Raw genomic sequence first — 7423 nt, forward strand, 5'->3', positions numbered from 1 at the left:
CGAAAATCCCCCAGAATCCGAAACGCTTCGGGCGCAGCGGGTCAGCAAGTCGCCACCAGCGGACAAACAGAAAAAGAGTGCCGAAACTGGCCACCATCGCCGGCAGCATGGGTTGACCATCGCGATAAAAAGCCGCGGGAAGCTGCCAGTCGGGGACGTTCGGCCAACGGGGATCGAACGGCAGATCCACCTTCAAATATTCCGCCAGAAAGAAGCCTATCGCTCCCAGGAGAAATCCAGCTATCATCATCACGAAGCGTCGCGTGATGACGTCCCCTTCCCGCCCCTGCCACAGTTTCGCCAGGATGAGGACAATCCAGGTGCCGAACGTCGTCATGAAATAGAGCCAGGCGGCTTGCAGTAAAGAGGGAAGATTCCCCCGAAAGCTGAGAACCAGGTACCCCACCAGCGCGACCACCCCCGCCACCAGGACCGCGGCCAGCATCGAGCCCAGCAGTTCCGCCACATGTGCCCGAAGCGGCTTCTGCCGCCACTCCATGCGAAAGGCTTCCTCCCGGGTGGGGGGCGGCACAGGCGTGGCGACCAGGACTGGCTCATGGCCAGCCGGTTCCGCCACCGGCTGCGCCACGGGATACCTGCCCGCAGGACGAACAAGTTCTGCCCTAGTCACATCTTGTGACGATTTGCTACGAGTCAGACGGTGGCTGAAGGCCTGCAGGAACAGGATGCCCAGGAGTAAGCCGCCCATCCCCAGCAAACCTGCGAGAGCGGCGTGAGGTGCAGAAAAGGCGCCAAACAGCAGCACGGCCGCCGAAATCCCCATACCGGCCAGCGCGACAGGGGTGGACAGACGCTCAACCAGTTTCCTGCCCCAGCCACACGTTCCGCTGGTCACCGCGGGAGCATTTGCAGAGTTTTCCTTTTCGTGTTCCTGCCTGGCTGCCGTCGCTGACGGGGCGGGAAGTATAGCCCCGTTCGGTGAGCCGGGGGTGAAGGCGATGGCATCGTCCCAGGATTTTTGCGGAGAGGTGGGACGTCCGTTCCGCTGCCCCGTTGTGATCGGTCCCACATAGGTGCCAGCGCTTGGGGGCGGTGGCAGATCGGCGAGCATTTCCGCGACGCTGTGGTAGCGCTGGTCGGGATCTTTCTCCAAAGCCCTGGCAACGGCGCGGCGAAACGGCTGCGGGACACGCGTAAGATCGGGGGCTTCGGTCAAATGTTTGATGAGGATTTCGCCCGCACTTTCGCCATCAAAAGGCACTCGGCCGGTGAGCATTTCATAGAGGATGATCCCCATGGCGTAGATGTCGATTTCCTTTCCGTATCGTCCCCGGCCGACCTCCGGCGCCATGTAGTGCACGGTGCCGACGCTCTGGGTTTGACCGCTCCGCCGACTGCACGAAATGTACTTTGCCAGACCATAGTCCCCGACCTTGACGACCCCTTCTTCCAGAAAGAGGTTGCCTGGCTTGAGATCCCGATGGACGATTCCGTGGCTGTGGAGATAGCCCACTCCGGCGGCCATCCCGTGAAACCACACGAGAGCCTCATCCGGTGGCAGTCCCTGCGGGTGATGGTCCAGGGCCTGTTCCAGAGAACTCCCCCGCACATATTCCATGATGACCCACGTGTCGCCCCGGGGATCCCGCTGCACGTCGTAAATCATAAGTAGATTGGGGTGCTTCAAATTCAGGCAGTGCTGGATCCCGCGGAGCTCGACATCGAGATGGCGACAGAGGAGCTTGAGGGCCACCTCCTTTCCGGCGTCGCTGACCGCGTAGTAAACTTCGCCGAAACCACCCCGGCCAATACCCCGCTTGATCGTGAAGCCCGGCAGCGGACGATCACCGCTTGCGTACAAGAATCGGGATTCCTCAGCGATCGGCTCCCCGCCAGGAGCGGCAGCCTGGGTCGCCTGAAGAGGATCGCGAGGATCCGGAGGATTACGTTCGACCACGGGCATGGCAGTGCTCACTTTCGTACAAAGCCCGAGGACCTGGGACTCTTATCATTGTAGCACCAGGTGGACGGCCCCGTCGCCAGCCTTGCTTGCACCGAAGCATTGTCCAAAGCATTGTGTTCTCTCAGGCCTATGATTTTTCGCCGAATCCAGCGGTGTTATGCCGGCTCAAGATGAAACCGCCAACGGGCCCCCTCAACATGCGAACTGAGCGAGAGCGTCGCTTCCCCACGGACCGCCTTGCCGTCCACCGTGAGCAATCCCGATCCACGACATCGCAGGGCGTCCCCGGTCCAGTAGAGCGTGATCGGCTCCTGCCAATGGTGGCACACCACATGGGCCGTAGGTTGTGGGCCCAGTATGAGGTTTCTCGCCATGAGGAGGACACCGTCGGTACTGGGGACGGTCCGATGTCCACTGGCAAACTCAAGGCGTGCCGAAGCACTCAGCGGATGGGGGCGAAGAAATTGCAATCGGACGCAGTTCCCCAGCTCGAGCGCACACCGTTCTGGAAGGATCGAACGCTGGACCGGTCGGCCGTTGAGGTACACCGGCCCATGGGCTTCCAGAACGTAGAGATCATCTTCTCTCATGAGGGTGAGATGGCGACTCTCGAGATCACCGGAGAGGGCCACGTCTGCCTCGCTGGAATCGAGATGACCCACCGTCACCGTCGGCTGTGGGCAGACGAGAAATCCCCCTACTTCATCCACCCAGAGGAAAAATTTCTTGGCGATACCCAGTGGACCCATGGAAATCCTGGAAAATGGTTGCCAGTGAAAAACGTCTCTTGCTGGCCGAACCATGGGCGGGCCTCCTTCTACGGCCATGTCATCGCATTTGGGTTCAGTGCGCTTTCGCGACGGCCGGGACTTTCTGAGACTCGCCCGAGTTGCCAAAGTATTCGGTCACCTCATCCACGATATCCTTTTGGTTGGGGTTTTCCACCGGGATTTCTCCCTGGTAGAGTCCCTGCGATTGGACCAGTCGTTCCGCCACGTCGAGGCGAGTGCGCAGGTCGGTGATGAGTTCCTTGATGCGACCGAGTTTGCTGTCATCAAATTGGTAGGCGCTGGTCGCCTGGGCGGCCTGCACCATTTGCAGGCGGGCCTGAAGATTTTCCACTTCCACTTCGAGCTGCCGCTTGGCGGCCAGCATGTTCTCCATTTTATCCCGGGCGGCCTGCAGGCTTTTCAATCGGACATCGCGGATTTGCTCCAAATTGGCAAGCGTTGCTTCGTTGGTCTTGTACCGCTCGAAGCGGTTGGCCAGGTCCTGCCTGACCTGCTCGGCGGAATATTCACGACCGCAATACACGAGCTTCGGTTTCCCGCTGGCCAGATCGTTTTTCATCCGCAGAATGACGGCCTTTTCCTGTTCAAGGGCTTCCCGGGCCTGCGCGATTTGCCGCTCCAGCCGTTCGATTTCCACCTCTTCCCGAGCGATCAAATGCATATTCTGGCGAATTTGGGGGAGAAGGTCTTCAATCATGTCACGGGCCCGGCGGATCTGAAATTCGGTGGGGACCGCGTCCACCACGGCCTCCTGAACCGAGCGGGCGGAAGTCCGCACGTAACTCACCAGATCCCGCCCGAGAAGGAGCGTTCCGATCAACACGACCAATCCACCGGCGATGAGAAATTTCTTCAACATGGCTTGACCCTCCTCTCAGTTTTTTCAGAAAGACCTGTTCCCGCGCACCGACCTGGGTTCACCGCACGGGAAATTCCCGCGGCCGGCTGCCTACTTGGTTGGGGCAATGTGTTTTCCTACAGGAGTATTCGAGAGGAGAGGCGAAATCTTGGCGCTCCGGCAAAAAATTTTGGAGAAGATTCCGGGGAGGATCGCAAAACCGGACGACAACCTGGCGCCAAAATGAGGCAGGAATTGGGCTACGGAAACTCAAAAATGCTGCTTTAGATGAGGGTGCGTCACTTTAAATGGCAACATTTACTGCGCTAGGGAGGATTGCTTCGCGAGCGATCTCAACACTTCAAATCCCTATCGATTTCGAAGAGAAAAAAGCTTCCCCCGCGCACTGCCGCTGGGAGCTATGGCTTGAGTTCGATTGTGAACTCATTTAAGCCTTTTTGAACCTCAACACGGATATCGCTGGTAGCTTCACTCCAATATTTCTCGGGTACCGATTTGTCGATTGAAACGGGTTTTGGTTCGGCCGTGGGATCGTTTTCCATTTTGGGGGCTAAATACACGATGTAAGTGCCTACTTCGATTGGTTCAGGAAGCCGGAAGGAACCGTCGGCTTCGATGTTGGCCGATCCTCCCTGCCCGGTCGCTTGGTTGAGAAAAACTACAGAAGCCTCTGCGTATGGCTGGCCCTTAAAGATCACCTTCCCCTGCACTGTTCCTTTCGGCTTGCTTTTCCGACCCGAGCAACCCGAGACCAGCGGAGCGACTGCCACTACAATCAACAGGGTGTAAAGAGGTACATTCAACCAGCCGGCTACCTTCATCGTTGAAGCCTCCTGTGCGTTCTGCATATTGGGCGAACGCCTTGTCGCGAAAGTTGGAACTCAGCCATGTCCGGGTAACTGTCACAAATGGGAGCAGGCGAATTAACGTCGCACAGAGATTTGAAAGCTTTCGGTCAGCCACCAGCTCCCTGACGGATCACCCAACGTTGACGCTAGCCCCCGCACCCCCGAAGCAAACGCAAGGCGCTGACCCTTTTTAATGGGCAAGTCTTTGCGTCAATACGATGCAGTGGTGGTTTCGCCATCGTACCGACATGCCAATCGCTTGAGATCCATCAGATCGATGGTATCGCTGATAAATCTCACACTCCCGTCGGTAAACAGCACATTAATGCCGCCTGGATGCATCGAATTGAGGACCGTGTTATTGCGGTACTTGTGTTCCGTGGCTCCAACCTGCACAATCTGAGAATTGGGGCCAAAACGCACGCAGGTTGTTCCCGTTTGCCACAAATCGCCACACCCAGCGGGATCGTCAATGGTTCTGGGGTGGCGACTTCCGTACCAACCCCCGTAATAGTTAGAAGTCCGATTCTTCCCACCGACGCGCCCGGATTGTTCCCCAACCAGAAGTGTGTTGGAAGTCCCGTCGCGACAGTAAGCAAGGTCATAACACTCGTTTGCGGGCATCATTCCGTTGTTACACGACCACCCGTGTCCACAATCTTTAGTGCCGGCGTTGGGGTCCGGGCCGGGAACCGGACGCGCTGCTCCTTGAATGCCCGCATACGTAATCATCATCGTCTTGCCGGGGTTATTGTTAACGACAGGATCGTCCTGAATGTCAAAGACGGGGATGTCCGTCGATGGGCAGCGATAAACAGGGATTAGCAACTGGCTGAGAACCCGGCACCCTTGTAACCAGTTGTCGGGGTTGGCGGCCCCACCTGCCATAAACGTGTACGGAAAGTCACTGCGAAATGCCAACTGGTCATACACCGCCTTCTGTTCGATGTAGGGGAGAATGAGTGTTCGCCAATTCGTTCCGTTTGAGTACCATTGCTGACGCAAATTGAAAGAGCCAGGTGGCAACGTTTTGAGTGAATCGTGGTAGTTGTGCAAGCCCAGGCCAATCTGTTTGAGATTGTTGGTGCATTGACTCCGACGAGCAGCTTCACGCGCTGCCTGAACGGCTGGTAGCAAAAGAGCGATCAAGATGCCGATGATGGCGATGACCACCAATAGTTCGACAAGCGTAAATCCCTTTAACGCGCGTTTTCGCTGCATAGCACCGCACCTCCAAAAAAGGACATACCCATTACGCCACTTGAGCCGCAGTAATTTTTACACGGCTGAGACCCCCGCGTCAAGTTTTTGGCTCTCTCGCGCCTCCCCAATTTGGCAAGAACGTATCAGACGCTGCGGCCCAGGGCTTGGTAGGGGCCGCTCATGAACCGCCACTACCCGCCACGGTTCTTGCGTCGGGTGAACCGAAATCGATCGCCCAACGTTGACATGCGGACCTGACAAGCACGTCCCTCCGGAAAATTGGAGGGGCACGCTTGTCGTGCCCGATGAAATCCGATGGGTGGTCTAACGCTGACAAGCGGACCCGACAAGCGGGGCCCTCCATGGAAGGGGTTGGAGGGTCGGGTTCCACCCCGACCGATCGCCCCGTTCCACCCAATCCGATCGCGCCGGTTCCACCCCGGGTTCAGCGATCCTGGCTCGATCTCAATCTGTGCGACCGTGCCCCGTCTCGCCCTCGGCTTCCTCCAGCCAGCGGTCGATCTCTTCGTCGCTCAGCTCCGGTGGCCCCGGAATTCCGGCTTCCCGATCCGGATTCACACTGTCGCGACCGGGTTCTTCTTTCCGGGGGCTTTTGTCCCCACGGGCGGTATCAGCGGGACGGCCTGGGGCGGGTTGCGGAGGCTTTGGCGCGGCCGTGCCGACAAAGCGTGCCCGCCACTTTTCCGCTTCTTCACGAGAAGAAAAACGGCTCGCGGTCAGTTGGTCTGGTGAGACGAAAGAGCCGTTTTGGTGTTCGCTTCCTGCCCCGGCGATGGCTGGATCGGGATAGAGCGGAAAGATGATGGCCTCACTTGGACAAACACGCGCGCAGGCGGGACACCCCGGCCGACAGGCGTCCGGCTGGGCGGTGAACACGTGGCCGTCTTCTCGAACGTCGTACACCCCAAACAGGCAAAAATTGAGGCACTCGTAGCAAAGGGTGCAGCGGTCTTCGTCGATGACGGGATACCATCGCGGCTGAACGGGCTCGTCGATTTCCCAGATGGGGTTTTCTGGTTGTTCTGCCAGAGAGGGAAGCTCCGCGTCTTCCTCTGCTCGGATTTCCGACACCAACGCCATCACGCTCTGTTTGAGAATGTCCGGTGTGAGATACTCGCGATAGTCAAACGCCCACAGCCGATGGCTCCCGAAAGTGGTGCCGGAGGCCGAATCGCCGTCGCCCTGGGCGAGCCGATATTTCAATCCGTTTGCCCGGAGGACAAGTTGGGCTGCACGGGGAAACAGCGGGGCCAGCAGGATCATGTCGCTGGCCGCCTGTTGCAGCCGCTGGAGTACCGGACCGCCTGGAACCAGGTCGTAAAGATGGGGAATAATCATCACGGGCACACCAGAAACGGCGGAGACGATACGGTCCACCAGTTTCCGAAAGGCCGGGAGCGCCTGGGCGGCTCGCGGTCGGCTGAAAACGATGATCAGAGAAGCACTCACTGGCGCACTCCGCACAACCTGAGGATTCCTCGCGCTTTCGCGTTCCAGCCAGTAGTATAACAAATTCCGGGAAATAAGAATAACTTCCCCTCATCGGTCGGGGTATGCCGTCAAAGCACGCCTGGGCATTACCAAGTTCCGCATTTATTGCGATGGCAGAATGAGATGGGATCACGGCTGGCTGGACGCTTTTTTGACGGAAGTCATTGGGATAGCTATGATTGTTGTATGAGCGGGTCGCCCAAACGGGGGTGTATTCGAGTGGTGTCGGTGTGCGCGGTGACAAACCGCGGCGGTTGCTCCGTAGTTGGGTTTTTGCTGCGGAACA

The 7423-nt window shown here is 58.2% G+C and carries 6 protein-coding genes; all 6 read right to left on the reverse strand.

What is annotated here, in order from left to right; genetic code table 11:
* Positions 1-1924 (reverse strand): serine/threonine-protein kinase (locus tag H5U08_RS06695; RefSeq protein ID WP_297031488.1); only part of this gene is annotated, 1924 nt, incomplete at its 3' end.
* 155 nt (positions 1925-2079) lie between these two features.
* Entirely contained in the window at positions 2080-2727 is a 648-nt protein-coding gene (locus H5U08_RS06700; protein WP_297031490.1) for a hypothetical protein, read from the reverse strand.
* Between the two features lie 40 nt (positions 2728-2767).
* Positions 2768-3574, reverse strand: coding sequence for a hypothetical protein (locus H5U08_RS06705; protein ID WP_297031492.1), 807 nt, complete (start codon positions 3572-3574; stop codon positions 2768-2770).
* A 398-nt stretch (positions 3575-3972) separates the two neighbouring features.
* Positions 3973-4422: a carboxypeptidase-like regulatory domain-containing protein gene (locus H5U08_RS06710; protein WP_297031493.1), complete on the reverse strand. Its 450-nt coding sequence runs from the start codon at positions 4420-4422 to the stop codon at positions 3973-3975.
* Positions 4423-4632: 210 nt separating this feature from the next.
* Complete coding sequence (locus H5U08_RS06715; protein WP_297031495.1) at positions 4633-5643, reverse strand: DUF1559 domain-containing protein; 1011 nt, start codon at positions 5641-5643, stop codon at positions 4633-4635.
* Positions 5644-6090: 447 nt separating this feature from the next.
* Positions 6091-7095, reverse strand: a complete 1005-nt coding sequence (locus H5U08_RS06720) for a ferredoxin family protein (RefSeq protein ID WP_297031498.1) — start codon at positions 7093-7095, stop codon at positions 6091-6093.
* Positions 7096-7423 lie beyond the last annotated feature (328 nt).

The sequence above is a fragment of the Thermogutta sp. genome (genome assembly GCF_014359955.1).
Taxonomy (GTDB): Bacteria; Planctomycetota; Planctomycetia; order Pirellulales; family Thermoguttaceae; genus Thermogutta.